Source organism: Bifidobacterium thermacidophilum subsp. thermacidophilum DSM 15837 (genome assembly GCF_000426425.1).
Lineage (GTDB): Bacteria > Actinomycetota > Actinomycetes > Actinomycetales > Bifidobacteriaceae > Bifidobacterium > Bifidobacterium thermacidophilum.
The window spans coordinates 121,903-137,939 of record NZ_AUFI01000007.1 but is presented as its reverse complement, the minus strand read 5'-3'; the positions used below and the strand labels follow the sequence as shown (position 1 = coordinate 137,939).

Here is a 16,037-nt window from a genome sequence, read left to right as displayed (position 1 = left end):
GATGTTTCCAGTCAGGTTATCGCGCGTCAGGCCAGGCGCATTATCGAGCTTGAGCAGACCTTCGCACAGCTGCGCGGCGGTATGCGCCAGGGAAAGCCGCACCGCCGCAGCGTTGTGTAATGATGCACGATGGCGCGCTTGCTGTTGTATATGCGATTATTCGCCGTTACGCATCGTTGCGCGTATGGTTGCCGTTGGACAGGAGTAGGGTAGGGAACATTATGACTTTTTCTGAACATTCCGATATCACGGGCGGTCAGACGCCCGGTGCCACGTCTGGCGTCACGTCGAGCACAACGCCGGACACCACGCCTGCCGCCGAATCCCGTGACGCCTCCTGTTCCGCATCCGTCTCGTCCGTTTCTTCCGTCTCGTCCAAGACATCCGGCACATCCGCCGCGCCAAGGCGTCCGGAGGCCGCGCCAGGGCGCGCAACCGCCGCATCCGTCGAAAGCCTGGACAAGGGCAACGAGATGGAGCGCGGGCTGACCAACCGCCACGTGCAGTTCATCGCCATTGGCGGCACCATCGGCACGGGTCTGTTCCTCGGCTCCGGCAAGTCCATCGCACTCACCGGCCCGAGCATCGTCCTCGTGTATATCGCAGTCGGCGCGATCATGTTCCTGCTCATGCGCGCCATCGGCGAAATGATGTACCGCGACCCCAGCCAGCACACCTTCATCAACTTCATCGACCGGTATCTCGGCCGCGGCTGGGGCAGATTCGCCGGCTGGTCGTACTGGATCGTTCTCGTGCTCATCGGCATGACCGAAATCACCGCGGTCAGCACGTATTTCGTCACCTTCTTCCGCACCTTCGGCATCGAGCTGGGCGCTTGGAAATGGCTGATTGAGCTGTGTTTCCTCGCCGCGCTCACCACCATCAACCTCATCGCCGTCAAAGCGTTCGGCGAAGCGGAATTCTGGTTCTCGATGATCAAAATCACGCTTATCGTGGCGATGATCGTCACCGCCGTCGTCATGGTGGTCATCCACTACCATTACCCGTCCGTCCACATCCCCGGTTCGGACGGCGTCAGCCCCGCCGGGCACGCCGGCTTCGACAACCTGTGGAACGGCTTCTCCTTCGCGCCCAACGGCTGGCTGGCCTTCCTCATGAGCTTCCAGATGGTGTTCTTCGCCTACGAAATGATCGAATTTGTCGGCGTCACCGTTTCCGAAACCCAGAACCCGCGTAAAGTGCTGCCGAAGGCAATCAACGAGATCATCATGCGCGTGCTTATCTTCTACGTGGGCGCGCTGCTGGCGATCATGGTCATCGTGCCGTGGCGCAGCTTCAAGCCCAACGCCGACGGCTCCTTCGCCTCGCCGTTCATCATGGTGTTCCGCTACGCGGGCCTCGACTGGGCCGCCGCGCTCGTGTTCTTCGTCGTGATCACCGCCGCGTCCAGTGCGCTCAACTCGCTGCTCTACTCGGCCGGACGCCACCTGTACCAGCTTGCCGTGGACTCGCCGTCGCCACAGCGCAACAAGCTTGGTGTCGTCTCAAGCCGCCGTGTGCCCGCCCGGGCGATCCTGGTATCCGCCGCGCTGATTCTCCTGTCGCCGATCATCAACGCGTTCCCGAAGATGTCCAGTGCGTTCGTGCTGTTCGCCAGCGCCTCCAGCGCGGTGATCATCTTCATCTACATCCTCACGATGATCGCGCACGAACGGTATCGTCGCTCGCCGGACTTCATCGCCGACGGCTTCCTGATGCCCGCCTACCGGTTCACCGATGCGCTCGCGATTGCGTTCTTCGTGTTCGTGTATGTGACGCTGTTCCTCGCTGCGGACACGCGCGGCCCGGCCATCGCCGGACTGGTGTGGCTGCTGGTGTTCGGCGGATACTGCCTGCTGCACGAGCGCTATCAGAACCGCGACTTGCAGGAGGCGCTGCGCTGAGGTAGGCCGGTGCGCTGCGGTGCGGCTTGCGGGCGGTGTCGGCGGGCTGATTGGTCGGCTGAATGATGTTTTCCGCTGGAATTTGGGAGTTTAATCCAATCCAGCCCTTTGGGTGGTGTTCTCCCGGGAGAAGTTGGATTCGCCGATGTTCTCCCACTCGAATCTGGGAGTTTGTGAGTATTGCGTGCTTCTGGACAATATCTCCCAAATGAGAATGTTGGAATTCCGCGGTTCTTGAATTTGCCCCGAAATAGCTATTTGGGAGAACATCATCGGATTCGCATATTCGTGATAATCTCCCACGAAAAACCGGGAGTTCTTCTTCTGGCGACAGGCTGGTAGACGGTCTCCCGCAGTCCGTGTGAGTTCAGTCGGGCATGTGGCCCGATGACGTCGTGTATGCTTCGTGCGGGAATTTCTTGTCTGCTGACGTCTGTCAGCCTGGTCTGTTCTCGCTGTTGTGAATCGGCAATCGATGAGAAACGTACTGCGACTTACCGGCTGTGTCGAGCGGAATGTACGCGGTCGGCGGTCCCAGCCGGCAATCTGCGTTAACCTTAACCCACGATTTGCATAAACTCTAACCCACGATTTGCATGAACCCTAATCTGTGATTTGCATAAACTCTAACCCACGATTTACATAAACCCTAACCAACGATTTGCATAAGTCCTAACCCATGATTTGCATAAATGCACTCAGTGATCGACGGGTATCTCGCGTATCTGCGGTGCCCGTGAAGCGCATCTTCCTGAACCGGATGGGCAAGGGCATGATTCAGCATGCGGCGGTGGCGGCAATCAGCGTTGAGTGACCGCCACCGCCACATGCCTGGGGCGCGCTCAGTGCAGGTAATCCGCCGCATTCGTCGGGCTCGACGGCACGGCATGACCCTCGGTCACCGTGCCCAGCCCGGACAGGTACGCTTCACGCCCCGCCTCGATCGCATGCTTGAACGCCCTTGCCATGAGCGGGATGTTGCCGGCGCTCGCGATGGCCGTGTACGCCATCACCGCGTCCGCACCCATTTCCATCGCTTCGGCGGCCTGGCTTGGCCGGCCGATGCCGGCGTCGATGATTACCGGCACATGCGCGTTGGCGATGATCACTTCGATGAAATCGCGCATCCGCAGCCCTTTGTTCGAGCCGATCAGCGAGCCGAGTGGCATGACGCACGCGGCGCCCGCCTCCTCGAGCTGCCGTGCGGCGATGGGGTCGGGGAACATGTACGGCATGACGACGAATCCCTCATTGGCGAGGATCTCCGTGGCCTTGATGGTTTCGCGGTTGTCCGGCAGCAGGTATTTCGTCTCATGTTCGATTTCGATTTTCACGAAATCCGTCTGGCATACTTCGCGGGCGAGCCGGGCGATGCGCACCGCGTCTTTTGCGTTGCGCGCGCCGGATGTGTTCGGCAGCATCGTGATGCCCTTGGGAATGTAGTCGAGCAGGTTGTTGTCGGTGGTGCGGCAGCGGCGCAACGCCATGGTGACAATCTGCGTGCCTGCGTTCTCGATGGTCGCCTTGATGAGATTCAGATCGTACCGTCCCGATCCCAGAATGAACCGGCTGGTGAACTTGTGCCCGCCGAGGATCAGCGGGTCGGATTCGCCGGTGGCGATGGAATCATAGGCGTGCGCGTCCGGCTCGGGCAGAATCGCGGTGTTGGTCGCGGTTCCGACCAGTTCGTCGAGGCTGGGCTCGGCGTTGTTTTGCGCTGTTGCGTTGTCGGTTGTAGTACTCATGAGTGTGCTCCTGTGTGTGAGTTGGTGGTGTATGCGTGCCCGTCGGTGTGCCGTTTGTGACGAACCGGCAGACACGCGTACAGGCCGCGATTATGCGTCCTCTTCGCCGAGGATCAGCCGCGTGATCATGTTGGCCTCATGGCAGGCGACCACGCCGACGCGCGGTGCCATGAGTCCGGCCCCCGGTTTGGGCGCGGTTTCGCCGTCACCGCAGAAGTAGAAGTTCCTGGACACCCGCTTGGTGCGCACGAGGTTCGAGCTGCGGTAACCTGCCATGCCGCTTGCGGACACGAGTTTCTTGTCCGGCAGATTTTCGAGCACCGCGTTGACGAGCAGAGTTTTGTTTTCCGGCACGTCGAACGCCTCGCAGATGATGTCCTCGTGCTCGAACAGCGTCGGCACGTTCTCGTCGGTGACTTTCACGGTGTCGATGGTGATGTCGGTGAATGGGTTGATCTGCTTGAGGTTTGCTCGCAGCGCTTCGGTTTTGTACTGGCCGAGGTCCTTGAGGAAGTACTGCTGGCGGTTGAGGTTGGTCATGTCGACGCGGTCGAAATCAATGAGGTGCAGGTGTCCGACGCCGATGCGCGTCAGGGCGACGGCGATGGTCGAGCCGAGCCCGCCGAGCCCGCAAATCGCCACATGCGCGGCGTCGAGCTTGTCTTGCGTGGCGGCGGTGTGCCGGTCGAGCAGGGCCGCGCGAATCTCCTCGCGGCTGACGAGCGTGGTCGGGTCGGGCAGGCCATCGAAGGCTTGCTGTCGTGCGGCGGTTTGTTCGGGGGTTGCTGATGGTGTGAATGTCATGGTGTGCTCTGGTGGTCTGGTGGTTTGGCTGTGTGATTGGGGTGATTTTGGTTTGGAATTGGCGATGGTGATTTGGGAGCGGTGGTTGCGGTTGCCGCGGTCTGTGGCTGCCGGATTTGATGACTGGCCGTAGCCACAGCTTGCGATTGGCTTGGTAACCCGCTTGGCGACAAGTCCGGCGTCAAGTCTGGCGACAAACCCGACGGCTGGTTTGACGGCTAGTTGGCGCCCGACCCGCTCAGCCGCCTTGCACGAAGGTGACGATTTCGACGGTGTCGCCGTCGTGCAGCATGACTTCGCTGCGCTTGTTGCGTGGCACGATATCGCCGTTAAGTTCGATGGCCACGCGCTCGGGGCGCAGTCCGCGCTGCTCGATGAGCTCGGTGACGCTGATTGGCGTGCCGAGCGTCTCCTGCTGTCCGTTGACGATCATGATGATCCTTCCCGTTGGTGCTGCTCGTCCGTGGCCGCCCGCCGACCGGGCGCAAGCGCGTCCGCAAACCGGCATCCTGGCCTCGAAAGGCAACAAAAAACGGGTCACTGAAGAAATCGTACCTATTGGGCGGTGCGCTCCTTCATGACCCGGTCATGCTTGTTCTGTTATTCGGTTGTTTCACGAACAGAATCCGTCTGATTCGTGTTCGGCACGATGATGATGGCGCCGCACTCGCGACGGGGAAGGAAGCGCATGCACGCCGTCCGACCGTCGGTCGAATCATCGGGGATTGGGCAAACGCCAAGGGGAATCACGGAACGAACAATCGCATACTTACGGCGGCATTACCCGCATCAAGTTGACGGTCGAAGTCGTGGCTTCCTCTCAGCCCTTGCGGGCTCCCGTTCGGTTGTGAGGCCATCCTAGGCAACGCCCCCGGACAAGCGATGGCCGGGGCAGGCAAAGGCGGAACAGCTTGTCCGGCGCGGTGTGGACAGTGGTGGTATGACTTTCGAAGACGATCAGACCCGGCGCGAGCGCAACCGCGCGGTGGTGGACAAGTACCTGCATTCCGGGCATGGTGACGCGCTGCTGCGCCGGCATGAGCTGTTCTGCGAGGACGGAATTTCCGGATTGTGGACATCGGATTCCCGGGAGCCGGTTTTCGCCCAAGGGCGCGAGAATATCGCGAAATATGACGTGTGGTCATCGGAGCATTTCCCCGATTGGGCATGGAGCAATATCACTATTTGGACAACCGATGATCCCGACCGTGTGTGGGCGGAGTGCGATGGCGAGGGCAATATCAATCCGCCTGGCCATGACCTGGTGTTCTACCGCAACCATTTCATTTATTCGTTCGAAATGCGAGACGGGCTGATTTACCGCGAGCGTGAGTTCATGAACCCGATTGTCGAGATGCGGGCGCTGGGCATGCAGACCCCGACGATTGAGCTTGGTGATTTCCCGAGCGCCTGAGCGGGGCGGAACGTACGGCGGCGGAATGCCGTGGCGCCGGGAGGCATCGGGCGGCGCTTGGAGGCGGCGCTTGGAGGCGGCGCGGAAACAGCGGAAGAACGGCGAGGTGAGGCGAATGGGCGAGATGGATAATCGGAGCGATTCGGGCGATACTGGCGATTTGAGTGCGGTGGACGGCGTGCGTAACGCGAAGGGTGAACGTGACGCGAATGTCGGCCGCGATCTGCGCAGCGTACGCGACGGGCGGCTTGCAGGATTCGAGATTCCGCGCATTGGTATGGGGACGATGGCGCTCGCGATCGAGGGGCGTCCGGATCGTGAGACCGCCATTGAGACAATCCATGCGGCGCTTGATGAAGGTGTCCGGTATTTGGACACGGCGTGGTCTTATTATCTGCCCAGCCGTCCGGGAACCGGCGAGCCGGAAGACCTCGGGTATGGCGAGCGGTTGGTTAGCGACGCGCTCGCCTCGTGGGATGGCCCGCGTGAACGCGTTCTGGTCGCCACAAAAACTGGGTATCGACGCACCTGCGAGGCGGTTGCGGCCGGCGGGAATGCTGGGGCTTCCGGTGCTTCTGGGGCCTCCGCGGTTGATGTTTCCCGTGAAACACCCGACGCGAAGAACACCGCGGAGTCGGCCCGCCAGCATTTGCAGGCTGTCGGCAGTCGCTACGGTTGGATGGCGGATTCGCGGCCGGAAACCATGATTCGCGACGCGAAGGAATCGGCGGCGCATCTCGGTGTAGAGGCGCTTGATCTGTTGTATTCGCACGGTCCGGACCCGGCGGTGCCGTACGCCGACCAGGTTGGAGCGCTGCGCGATTTGCTGGATGCGGGCGTCATCCGATATGCCGGAATCTCGCGCGTGAACCGCGAGCAGATTGATATCGCGCGGGGCATACTTGGCGACAAGCTGATCGCCGTGCAAAATCAGTTCTCGCCGTCACACCCCGACCCGGAACATACGTTGGAATACTGCGAACAGTTGGGGTTGTCGTTCGTGTGCTGGAGCCCGCTCGGTGGGTTTCTTGACCCGGTTGATCAGCATGCGTACGACCCGTTCCGCGAGGTCGCCGCGGAACTCGGTGTCTCCCACCAGCGGGTGACGCTCGCCTGGGAGCTGGCGCAATACCCGCGTCTGTTCACCATCCCCAGCGCCCGCAATCCGCAGGAAATCCACGATTCCTTCGCCGCCACGCGGCTCGAACTCACCCCGGACGACCTCGCCTGCCTCAACGCTTCCGTCGCCGCCCGCCGGCAGACGATGGCCGCTGCGCTCTAGTGATACAAGGCCTGACCGGCAAGGCGATTGAATCACCGCTTCCCGTCATACGTCTGCCCCCGCCGCAGACGACACGCGAAGAATGAACTCACCCATATCCGGCACAGTAAAAGCGACTTTGCCGCGAGGGATGTACCCGCTATATCGCCAAAATATAGAAAAGTATAACGATGTATAGCAATGTATAGTGCTGTATAGCGGTGTATAAGCCTGTATAAATCGGGATTTCCTGTCCGCTTGCCACCAGTTTGCTGGGTACGTCGCCCCTTACCCCCTCCAATCGCAACTGAACATCATCGCTCGTCGGAACCGCGCAGCACCGCACAATCAGCCCGGAAATCATCACGGAAACGAACATTTTGATTGTTTGCATGTGACGCCACTCACATTCCTGCGCCCGCGGAAAAAGCCTGATACAGTCGTGCGGGCAGGGATGCGGAGGTGTTAACCGAACATCTCTGCGCTCGCTGCGGAGAGGAAGCTATGGCAATCACCACCCAGCCGATTTCAACATCATCCACCCGTCCGTCCGGCGCTGCACCCGTCGCGCCAAATCCTGCGGTCCGCACCCCGAGCCGCCTTGACAATCGTTGGATGCGCGCGGTCGTCCCCGCGCTGCTCATCCACATCTCCATCGGCACGGTCTACTGCTGGAGCGTGTTCAAACAGCTTATCGCCGACCAGATGCACGTCGCGCCGAGCACCATCGAATGGGGCTTCTCGCTTGCGATCTTCTTCCTTGGCATGTCCGCCGCGTTCTTGGGGCCGGTCGTGGAAAAGGACATCCGCCGCTCCGCGCTGATCAGCCTGGTCTGCTTCGTCGCCGGATTCGCCGGCACAGGCGCAAGTATCGCCGCCGGCTGGCTTCCCGGCGTGTTCATCTGCTATGGCGCGATTATGGGCGTCGGTCTGGGCGTCGGCTATCTCACGCCGGTCAAGAACCTCATGCTCTGGTTCTCCGACAACAAAGGCCTGGCCACGGGCATCGCGGTCGCGGGCTTCGGCCTCGCCAAGGCGATCGCCAGCCCGGTGATGACCTGGCTCATCGCCTCCGTAGGTCTCGTGAGCATGTTCTACGTGCTTGCCGTGGTGTACGCGATTATGATGTTCGCCGGATTCCTGCTGATTCGCCGCCCCGCGGGCTACGTGTACTCGGCCGTTGCTCGTGTCAGGCGTCGCACGGTGATGCGTCGACCCGTGTTCTGGGCGATTTGGCTTGCCTTCTATCTCAATATTACGTGCGGCCTCGCGCTGATTTCGCAGGAAAAGGACATTCTGCATGATGCGCTTGCGGTGATGCCGCGCTTCGCCGGGCTTGATGCTGCTGCGTTTGCGACTGCGACCGCCGGCGTAATCAGCACGGTGCTGGCGGTTGACGCGGTGTTCAACGCGGTCGGCCGACTGGGCTTCTCCACGCTGTCCGACCACTGCCGTCGCCGTGAAACCAGCTACGTGGTGATTTTCGTGATGTCGGTCGTCGTCTGCCTGCTGCAGGTGGTGTTCCATTCGATTGACAACGGCACGTTGTGGATGATTCTCGTGATGCTGTTCCTAGTCAACGCGGGCTACGGCGGCGGTTTCTCCACGCTGCCGGTGCTGTTGGAGCAGCATTTCGGCATGTCTTCGGTTTCGACGGTGCACGGGCTCGCGTTGAGCGCATGGGCGTTCGCCGGATTGTCCGGCAATCAGCTGGCGTCCTTCGTGGTGACGCATGCCGCCGACCAATCGCACCGCTACGCCGGCCTGATTCCGGTGCTTGCCGTGTTGTATGCGGTCGCATTGGTGGCGATCCTGTTGGCCATGCGTGATCGCAAGTCCGCGGATGAGCGCGATGTCGTGAACGTTGCGGTGTGAATGCCGTGAATGCCGTGAATGTCGTGAATGTCCGAAGGGGGCATTAGCCAACCTGGGTGCCCGGAATCGGGTGTGAGGGGTTGCGCGTCGGGCGTGCCAAGGTGTTGGATCCCCTGCCGCCACTTTCGAGTCCGGACGGAATGTGTGTCCGAAGCCCGCGCGAGCTCGTCGCGGCGCAGGGTGCGTTGGCGGTTCGAATATGCCGGGCCGCGTATGTCACGGCATACGTTTCCTGTCGGATGGGAGGTGCCCTGCACTGCCCGGAGGTCAAAATGTCGGGTTGTGTATGCTGCGGCATACTTTTCCTGCCGGATGGGGGCGTCTCGTACTGTCCGGAGGCCAAAATGCCGAGTTGCGTATGTCCTGGCATGCGCAACACGCAGAGCACGGCCCGGCGCTACCGTATTTCGTCGATATCTGTTCGGGTTCGCATGCCATGGCATACAGGACGTGCGCGCATGGGCCAGAACGATGATTGAGGCTCCCGCGCACCCCATTACCAGACGCACAAGTTGACTAATGGCCCCGATAACGACCCTGAACTGGCGCCGGTGGCCGCTCGCGGTCGTCGGCGCTCGCCCGGTAACAACTGACAGGCCGTCTGTACCCCGTACTTTGCGGGATGCAGACGGCCTGTCGAATATGTGACGCGATTTCCGCGCGCTGTCTGGGCTGCGAAAACCACAAGCGACGTCAGCGGTACACCGCGAAACCGGCGGTGAAGCTGATCTTCTTCTGCACGGCGAGGACCAGCTGCAGGAATCCGAAGGCTTCAAGCTCGCGCGCACGCTTCAGAGCACCCGCGTCGATGGCGTCGAGACCGCCCGCCTTCACCAGGTCGATGAACGCGGCCTTGGCGGCATCGTCATCACCGGCGACCAGCACGGTGGACTGGGCGTCGCCGGTCTTCTTGGAGGCGATGTTCGCGGCGAACACGGTGTTGAACGCCTTGAGCACGTGCGACTTGGGGAGTTTGGCCTGCAATTCGGCGGCTGCGGAGCTGTCGGCCGGCACGACGAGCGAATCGAAGGTGGAGAAGTCCAGCGGGTTGGTGATATCGACCACGGTCTTGCCTTCCAGCTGGTCGCCGTACTGCTCGGCGATGGATGCGAGGGCCGGGTAGGGGACGGCGAGCACGACGATGTCGCCCTCGATGGTCGGGTTCTCGGAGTGCGAATCGAGCGACTGGACGGTTGCGCCGGCGTCCTCGAAGACGCTCTTGATTGCGGTGCCCATGTTGCCGGTGCCGAAAATCGTGATAGTTGCCATGGTGGTTCCTTTCGTGTCGGCGGATGTGTGCCGCCCCGCTGTGTTTCTGGTTGCGGTGTGTTCGCGGTGGTCTTGCGTCCACTGTGTCGGCCGCGTTGCTTGTGCTTGCTTGTTGTTGCTTGTGTCAGTCGCGTCCGTGTGTGTGATGCTGCGGAACAACTAACAATCTGTTAGCGCTGAGACGATACTACCACTAACGTTTTGTTAGCACATCCGGCGTGTCGTCGGTACAATGGATGGCATGACTTCCTCCGAGAATCCGAAGAATCCGCATCATTTCAACGTTTTTGCTGCGGCGTGCCCGTCGCGCAAACTATTGAATGACGTCACGCGCCGCTGGAGCATCCTCGTGCTCGCCACCCTGCTGGACGGGGCGTTGCGCTTCGGGCAGATTCGTGAGCGGGTTGATGGCATCAGCGACCGCATGTTATCCGCGACGTTGGGTGCGCTCGCAGAAGACCGGTTGATTGTCAAGGATGACGCCGACGGAACGTATGCGCTGACCGAGCCTGGGCGTCAGATTGCCCGGCAGAGCTTGGAATTGTTCGACAGTCTGTATCTCGCGCTTGATGAAATCGTCAATGCGCAGCAGACAGGGAGCGGTGCGGCTGGGGCGCCCGCTGGTGCGGCTAGTTGATTCCATGATTGCCGGCGTCGTCGTGTGAGTGGATTCTCACACTGCGACCACCTTCGCGGCCGGCTCTCTATCTCTGGGCCACTTGACCCGCCGTCGTGTGAGCCGATCCACACATGATGGCGACTTTCCCGCACGAATCGCGCTCCCGGGGCCGCTTGTGCCGTCACTGTGTGAGCGAATCCTCACATACTGCAGCTTGGGCTTGATTCGTTCCTTGTCTGCGCACTGCCCACCTTGCATACGCCCGGCCGAATGGCGCACCCAGCTTCTCTCATGGCATAGTTGCCATCGTCAATATTTGACACCGTAAAATATGAAGGGTATAAATGATCCAGATTGATGTCGAGACGCTCCTGCCCACGCAATAGTGTCCGCGTCAATGCAAAGACACCCGCGTCAACGCCAGAAAGGAGACCGGATGGCATTCGAAGATGACGCATTCGAGCGAATGCACAAGATCATGACCGACGGCAGATCAGCCATGATGGAAAACATGAACCGTGTCCATCGTGGTGAACCGGCAGTGATGCGCGAACTCGCCGTCAAAGGGGAGCGCACACCCAGCCAGCTCGCCGATGCGACCGGCAACAGTCCGGGCCGCATCTCCGCGATTCTGTCCGCGCTGGAGAAAAAAGGCTGGGCCACGCGCACCATCGACCCGGAGAACCGCAGACACGTCATCGTACGCATCACACCGGAAGGCAAACGGCTCGTCAAACTGCACAAACAAGCCATGGACGACCGCATGCGCTGGGTGTTCGGGCAGATGGGGGAACGGCGTACTGAGCAGTTCCTTGACCTGCTGGCACGGTTCATCACCTACATGAGCCTGTGCGGGCCGGACGATCCTGTCCCAGACGAGGCCGCCATCGCAAAAGCCTTCGAGCGCACCGGCATCCCCTATGACCCTGCGGCGGACCGCGTGAACGTCACCCCAATAACCGCGCACAATACGTCCGGTGGGCGGCACCCGGGCGGCATGCCAGACGATACCCCGTCGCCGACACATCCCGCGGCTTAGCCATCAACCGGCGCAACAGCCGTCCCACATAACACCCGTTTCCCAACCAACGTCCCCGAAAGGACACATCGTGATACGAATCTGCAAATACCTCTCCAAGGCCGAATGGTTCCAGCTGTTCGTCGGCCTGCTGTTCATCGTCGCCGGCGTCTGGCTCCAGCTCAAGCTGCCCGATTACATGGCCGACATCACCCGGCTTGTGGAAACCCCGAACAGCGAAATGCACGACGTGTGGGTCGCTGGCGGCAAGATGCTCGCCGTGGCGCTCGGCGCCATGCTCACGACCGTCGCCGTCGGTTTCATCACCGCGCGCGTATCCGCATCCTTCACACAGCGGCTGCGCTCCATGCAGTTCCGCCGCGTGGAATCCTTCGGCCCCGAGGAGCTGAACCGCTTCTCCACTGCGAGCCTTATCACCCGCTCCACCAATGATGTCACCCAGATCCAGATGTTCCTCACCATGGGCCTGCTCATGCTCGTGCAGGCGCCGATCATGGCCGTGTGGGCAATCGCCAAGATCGCCGGCAAAGGTGTCGAATGGACGGCCGCGACAGGCGTGTCGCTCGTGCTGGTCATGGGCGCCGTCGCCATCATCATGGCCATGGTCATGCCGAAATTCCGCAGCATGCAGGCCCTGACCGACAACATCAACCGCGTGGCCCGCGAGAACCTCACCGGCCTGCGCGTGGTGCGCGCCTACAACGCCGAGGACTACCAGCAAGGCAAGTTCGACAAGGCGAACCGCGACCTGACCGAAACCCAGCTGTTCACCAACCGCGCGATGTCCGTCATGATGCCGCTCATGAATACCGTCATGAACGGCCTGACCCTCGCCGTGTACTGGATCGGCGCGTATCTCATCGATGCGGCCGGCCTCATGGACAAGCTCACGCTGTTTTCAAACATGGTCGTGTTCTCCAGCTACGCCATCCAGGTCATCATGAGCTTCCTCATGATGAGCATGGTGTTCGTGCTGTGGCCGCGCGCGGATGTCTCGGCCAAGCGCATCCTCGAGGTGCTCGACACCGAGCCGCATGTCACCGACGGCACACGCACGGAGGGTGCGAAGAACGCGGACGGCACGCCGGTGCGCGGACGTGTGGAATTCCGCGACGTGAGCTTCACCTACCCTGATGCGCGCGAACCCATGCTCGAACACGTGAGCTTCACCGCACAGCCCGGCCAGACCGTCGCCTTCATCGGCTCCACCGGCTCCGGCAAGACCACGCTTGTGAACCTCGTGCCGCGCTTCTACGACGCCACCGGCGGCCAGGTGCTCGTCGACGGCGTGGACGTGAAGGACTACACCTTGCAGTCGCTACGCGACAAGATCGGCTATGTGCCGCAGCAGTCCGTGATGTTCAAGGGAACCGTCGCCTCGAACGTGGCGTTCGGCGACAAAAGCCAGGCCGGCGTACTGCCGGCGGGCGAGAGCATGGCGGACGTCGAGATCGCCGACACCTCCACCCCGCAGGGGCGTGCACGCGAAAAGGCGCTGCTCGCGGAATCCGAGCACGGCACTACGCTGAGCGAGGCGCAGATGGAAGACGTACGCCAGGCCGTGGCCGTCGCGAAGGCCGATGAATTCGTCACCCGCATGGACGGCACCTACGAGGCGCCGATCGCCCAGGGCGGCACGAACGTGTCCGGCGGGCAGAAGCAGCGCCTGTCGATCGCGCGGGCCGTATGGCGGCGCCCTGAAATCCTCGTCTTCGATGATTCCTTCTCCGCGCTTGACTTCCGCACCGACCACGATGTGCGCGAGGCGCTCGCCCGCGAGGCCGGGGATGCGACGAAACTCATCGTCGCCCAGCGCATCGGCACGATTATGGACGCCGACCGGATCATCGTGCTCGACCAGGGGCGTGTCGTGGGCCAAGGCACGCACAAGGAACTGCTGCGTGACTGCGAAGTCTACCGCCAGATCGCCGAAAGCCAGCTGAGCGAAGCCGAACTCGCCTCCTGACGCCGCCGGCGCGTGGCACAACCGGCGCGAATCGCCGGAGCTTCTATCTTTCTTAGCTTTCCTGAAAGGAACATTCATATGCCAGGACCAATGGGTCACGGGCCGGGAGCCCGGGGCGCGGCCGAAAAGCCGCAGGATTTCAATGCCGTCATGGGCAAGCTCGCGCACTACAGCAAACGCTACCTGCCCGCCATCATCATCGCGCTCGTTCTGGGCGCGTTCGGCACGGTCTGCCAGATCGTCGGACCGGACAAGCTCAAGGACATCACCAACGAGATCACCAAGGGCCTGCCCGCCATCGTGCACGGCAGGCCGGTGCTCAACAGCATCGACCTGGACGCCGTCACTCATATCGGGTTCACCCTGGTCGCGCTGTACGTCGGGTACGCGCTGCTCAGCTACGCGCAAAGCTGGATTATGGCGACCATCAGCCAGCGGACCGCGCAAAGCCTGCGCGACGACATCTCCAAGAAGATCAACCGCCTGCCGCTGCGTTACTTCGACAACACGAGCTACGGCGACGTGCTCAGCCGCATCACCAACGATGTCGACGCCATCGGTCAGACGCTGGGGCAGAGCCTCGGCGCGCTCGTCACGTCGATCACGCTGTTCGTCGGCGCGCTCGTCATGATGTTCGCCAACAACGTCACGCTGACGCTGACCGCCATCGGCGTGAGCATCATCGGTCTCGTGCTCATGATGCTCATCATGCGCTTCTCGCAGCAGTACTTCGCCCAGCAGCAGCTCGCGCTCGGCCAGACCAACGGGCACGTGGAGGAGATGTACGCCGGCCATGTGATCGTCAAGGCGTATTCGGGTGAGGCGGATTCGATCCGGCAGTTCGAACGCTACAACGACAGCCTGTACGAATCCGGCTGGAAGTCGCAGTTCCTGTCGGGCCTCATGATGCCGCTCATGAACTTCGTCGGCAATCTCGGCTACGTGGCCGTGTGTGTGGTGGGTGCCGCCCTCGCGATGGATGGGCGTATCGAATTCGGCGTCATCGTGGCGTTCATGATGTACATCCGCCTGTTCACGCAGCCGCTCGCCCAGTTCGCGCAGGCCATGCAGAACCTGCAGCGGTGCGGTGCGGCGTCGGAGCGCGTGTTCGGCTTCCTCGAGGAGCCGGAAATGGTTGTCGACGCGACCGGCAGCTTCGCCGAGCATCGTGCCCAGATCGAGGCGGCACAAGGTCATGCGCATATGAGCGATGCGTTGGGTGACCGTGCTCGCGGCGACGTGGACTTCGAGCACGTGCGCTTTGGCTACGAGCCCGGTAAACCGGTCATCCATGATTTCAGCGCGTCCGTGAAAGCCGGGCAGAAAGTCGCGATCGTCGGGCCAACGGGCGCCGGCAAGACCACGATGGTCAACCTGCTTATGCGCTTCTACGAGCTGGATGGCGGCGAAATCCGCATCGACGGCGTGCCAACGGCGTCCATCCCGCGCTCCGAGGTGCACCGCCAGTTCTCCATGGTGCTGCAGGACACCTGGGTGTTCCAAGGCACTGTGTGCGACAACATCGTGTACGACAAGCAGGGCGTGACCGACGAGCAGGTGCGGGCCGCCGCGAAGGCCGTGGGCCTCGACCGGTTCATCGAATCGCTGCCGCAAGGCTATGACACCGTGCTTGACGACAAGGCCGCGCTGTCCGCTGGGCAGAAGCAGCTGCTCACCATCGCCCGCGCGATGGTGCAGGACGCGCCGATTCTGATTCTCGACGAGGCGACATCGTCGGTGGATACGCGCACCGAGGAGCTCATCCAGAAGGCCATGGACCAGCTGGCTGTCGGCCGCACGAGCTTCGTAATCGCGCACCGCCTGAGCACGATTCGCAACGCGGACATGATTCTCGTCATGAACCACGGCGACATCATCGAACGCGGTACGCATCAGGAACTGCTCGATAAGGGCGGCTTCTACGCCGACCTGTACAACAGCCAGTTCGCCTCGCTCGTCGCGTGAGGTGCAGGGCGGGGTGCGGCTGGGCACGGGGCTGGCGCGGATGAGACTATCTGCGACACGAATTAAGCCAGCGCTGAGTCTCGCGTCTCGCGTTTGAAGTTTTGCGTTTCGTTCTGCGTCTCGCCGCTCACCCGCGTCTTGCGTTTGACGTTTCGCCTGGCGTCTCGCGTTTAGCG

12 protein-coding genes are annotated in these 16,037 nt (G+C 61.7%); 8 read left to right on the top strand and 4 right to left on the bottom strand.

What is annotated here, in order from left to right:
• The first annotated feature begins 221 nt into the window (after positions 1-221).
• Positions 222-1,904: an amino acid permease gene (locus tag K315_RS0103005; RefSeq protein WP_029576121.1), complete on the top strand. Its 1,683-nt coding sequence runs from the start codon at positions 222-224 to the stop codon at positions 1,902-1,904.
• An 842-nt stretch (positions 1,905-2,746) separates the two neighbouring features.
• Here K315_RS0103005 and K315_RS0103000 read toward each other — a convergent pair.
• The 3 genes from K315_RS0103000 to thiS form a co-directional block, all read right to left on the bottom strand.
• On the bottom strand, positions 2,747-3,649 hold the full coding sequence (locus tag K315_RS0103000; RefSeq protein ID WP_081666370.1) for a thiazole synthase: 903 nt from the start codon (positions 3,647-3,649) through the stop codon (positions 2,747-2,749).
• 90 nt (positions 3,650-3,739) lie between these two features.
• Positions 3,740-4,453 (bottom strand): sulfur carrier protein ThiS adenylyltransferase ThiF, encoded by a 714-nt coding sequence (thiF, locus tag K315_RS0102995; protein ID WP_029576120.1) that lies wholly within the window; start codon positions 4,451-4,453, stop codon positions 3,740-3,742.
• Positions 4,454-4,691: 238 nt separating this feature from the next.
• The gene (thiS, locus tag K315_RS0102990; RefSeq protein WP_029576119.1) at positions 4,692-4,886 is read right to left on the bottom strand and encodes a sulfur carrier protein ThiS; all 195 of its coding nucleotides are present in this window, start codon (positions 4,884-4,886) and stop codon (positions 4,692-4,694) included.
• 507 nt (positions 4,887-5,393) lie between these two features.
• Here thiS and K315_RS0102980 point away from each other — a divergent pair.
• The 3 genes from K315_RS0102980 to K315_RS0102965 all read left to right on the top strand — a co-directional run bounded on the left by K315_RS0102980 (position 5,394) and on the right by K315_RS0102965 (position 9,003).
• Positions 5,394-5,867: a PhzA/PhzB family protein gene (locus tag K315_RS0102980; protein WP_033520972.1), complete on the top strand. Its 474-nt coding sequence runs from the start codon at positions 5,394-5,396 to the stop codon at positions 5,865-5,867.
• A 277-nt stretch (positions 5,868-6,144) separates the two neighbouring features.
• Complete coding sequence (locus tag K315_RS0102975; protein WP_238556480.1) at positions 6,145-7,149, top strand: aldo/keto reductase; 1,005 nt, start codon at positions 6,145-6,147, stop codon at positions 7,147-7,149.
• A 594-nt stretch (positions 7,150-7,743) separates the two neighbouring features.
• The gene (locus K315_RS0102965; RefSeq protein ID WP_033521016.1) at positions 7,744-9,003 is read left to right on the top strand and encodes an OFA family MFS transporter; all 1,260 of its coding nucleotides are present in this window, start codon (positions 7,744-7,746) and stop codon (positions 9,001-9,003) included.
• Between the two features lie 693 nt (positions 9,004-9,696).
• On the opposite strand, the gene K315_RS0102960 is transcribed toward K315_RS0102965, so the two are convergent.
• Positions 9,697-10,272, bottom strand: coding sequence for an NADPH-dependent F420 reductase (locus K315_RS0102960; RefSeq protein WP_029576114.1), 576 nt, complete (start codon positions 10,270-10,272; stop codon positions 9,697-9,699).
• 241 nt (positions 10,273-10,513) lie between these two features.
• On the opposite strand from K315_RS0102960, the gene K315_RS0102955 reads away from it, so the two are divergent.
• From K315_RS0102955 to K315_RS0102940, 4 genes are all read left to right on the top strand, one after another.
• Positions 10,514-10,909, top strand: coding sequence for a winged helix-turn-helix transcriptional regulator (locus K315_RS0102955; RefSeq protein ID WP_044085939.1), 396 nt, complete (start codon positions 10,514-10,516; stop codon positions 10,907-10,909).
• A 418-nt stretch (positions 10,910-11,327) separates the two neighbouring features.
• The gene (locus tag K315_RS09260; RefSeq protein WP_029576112.1) at positions 11,328-11,930 is read left to right on the top strand and encodes a MarR family winged helix-turn-helix transcriptional regulator; all 603 of its coding nucleotides are present in this window, start codon (positions 11,328-11,330) and stop codon (positions 11,928-11,930) included.
• Between the two features lie 70 nt (positions 11,931-12,000).
• On the top strand, positions 12,001-13,896 hold the full coding sequence (locus tag K315_RS0102945; RefSeq protein ID WP_029576111.1) for an ABC transporter ATP-binding protein: 1,896 nt from the start codon (positions 12,001-12,003) through the stop codon (positions 13,894-13,896).
• 90 nt (positions 13,897-13,986) lie between these two features.
• Positions 13,987-15,861 carry an ABC transporter ATP-binding protein gene (locus K315_RS0102940; protein ID WP_029576110.1) on the top strand — a complete coding sequence of 625 codons (1,875 nt, stop codon included), beginning with the start codon at positions 13,987-13,989 and terminating at the stop codon, positions 15,859-15,861.
• Positions 15,862-16,037: the final 176 nt, after the last annotated feature.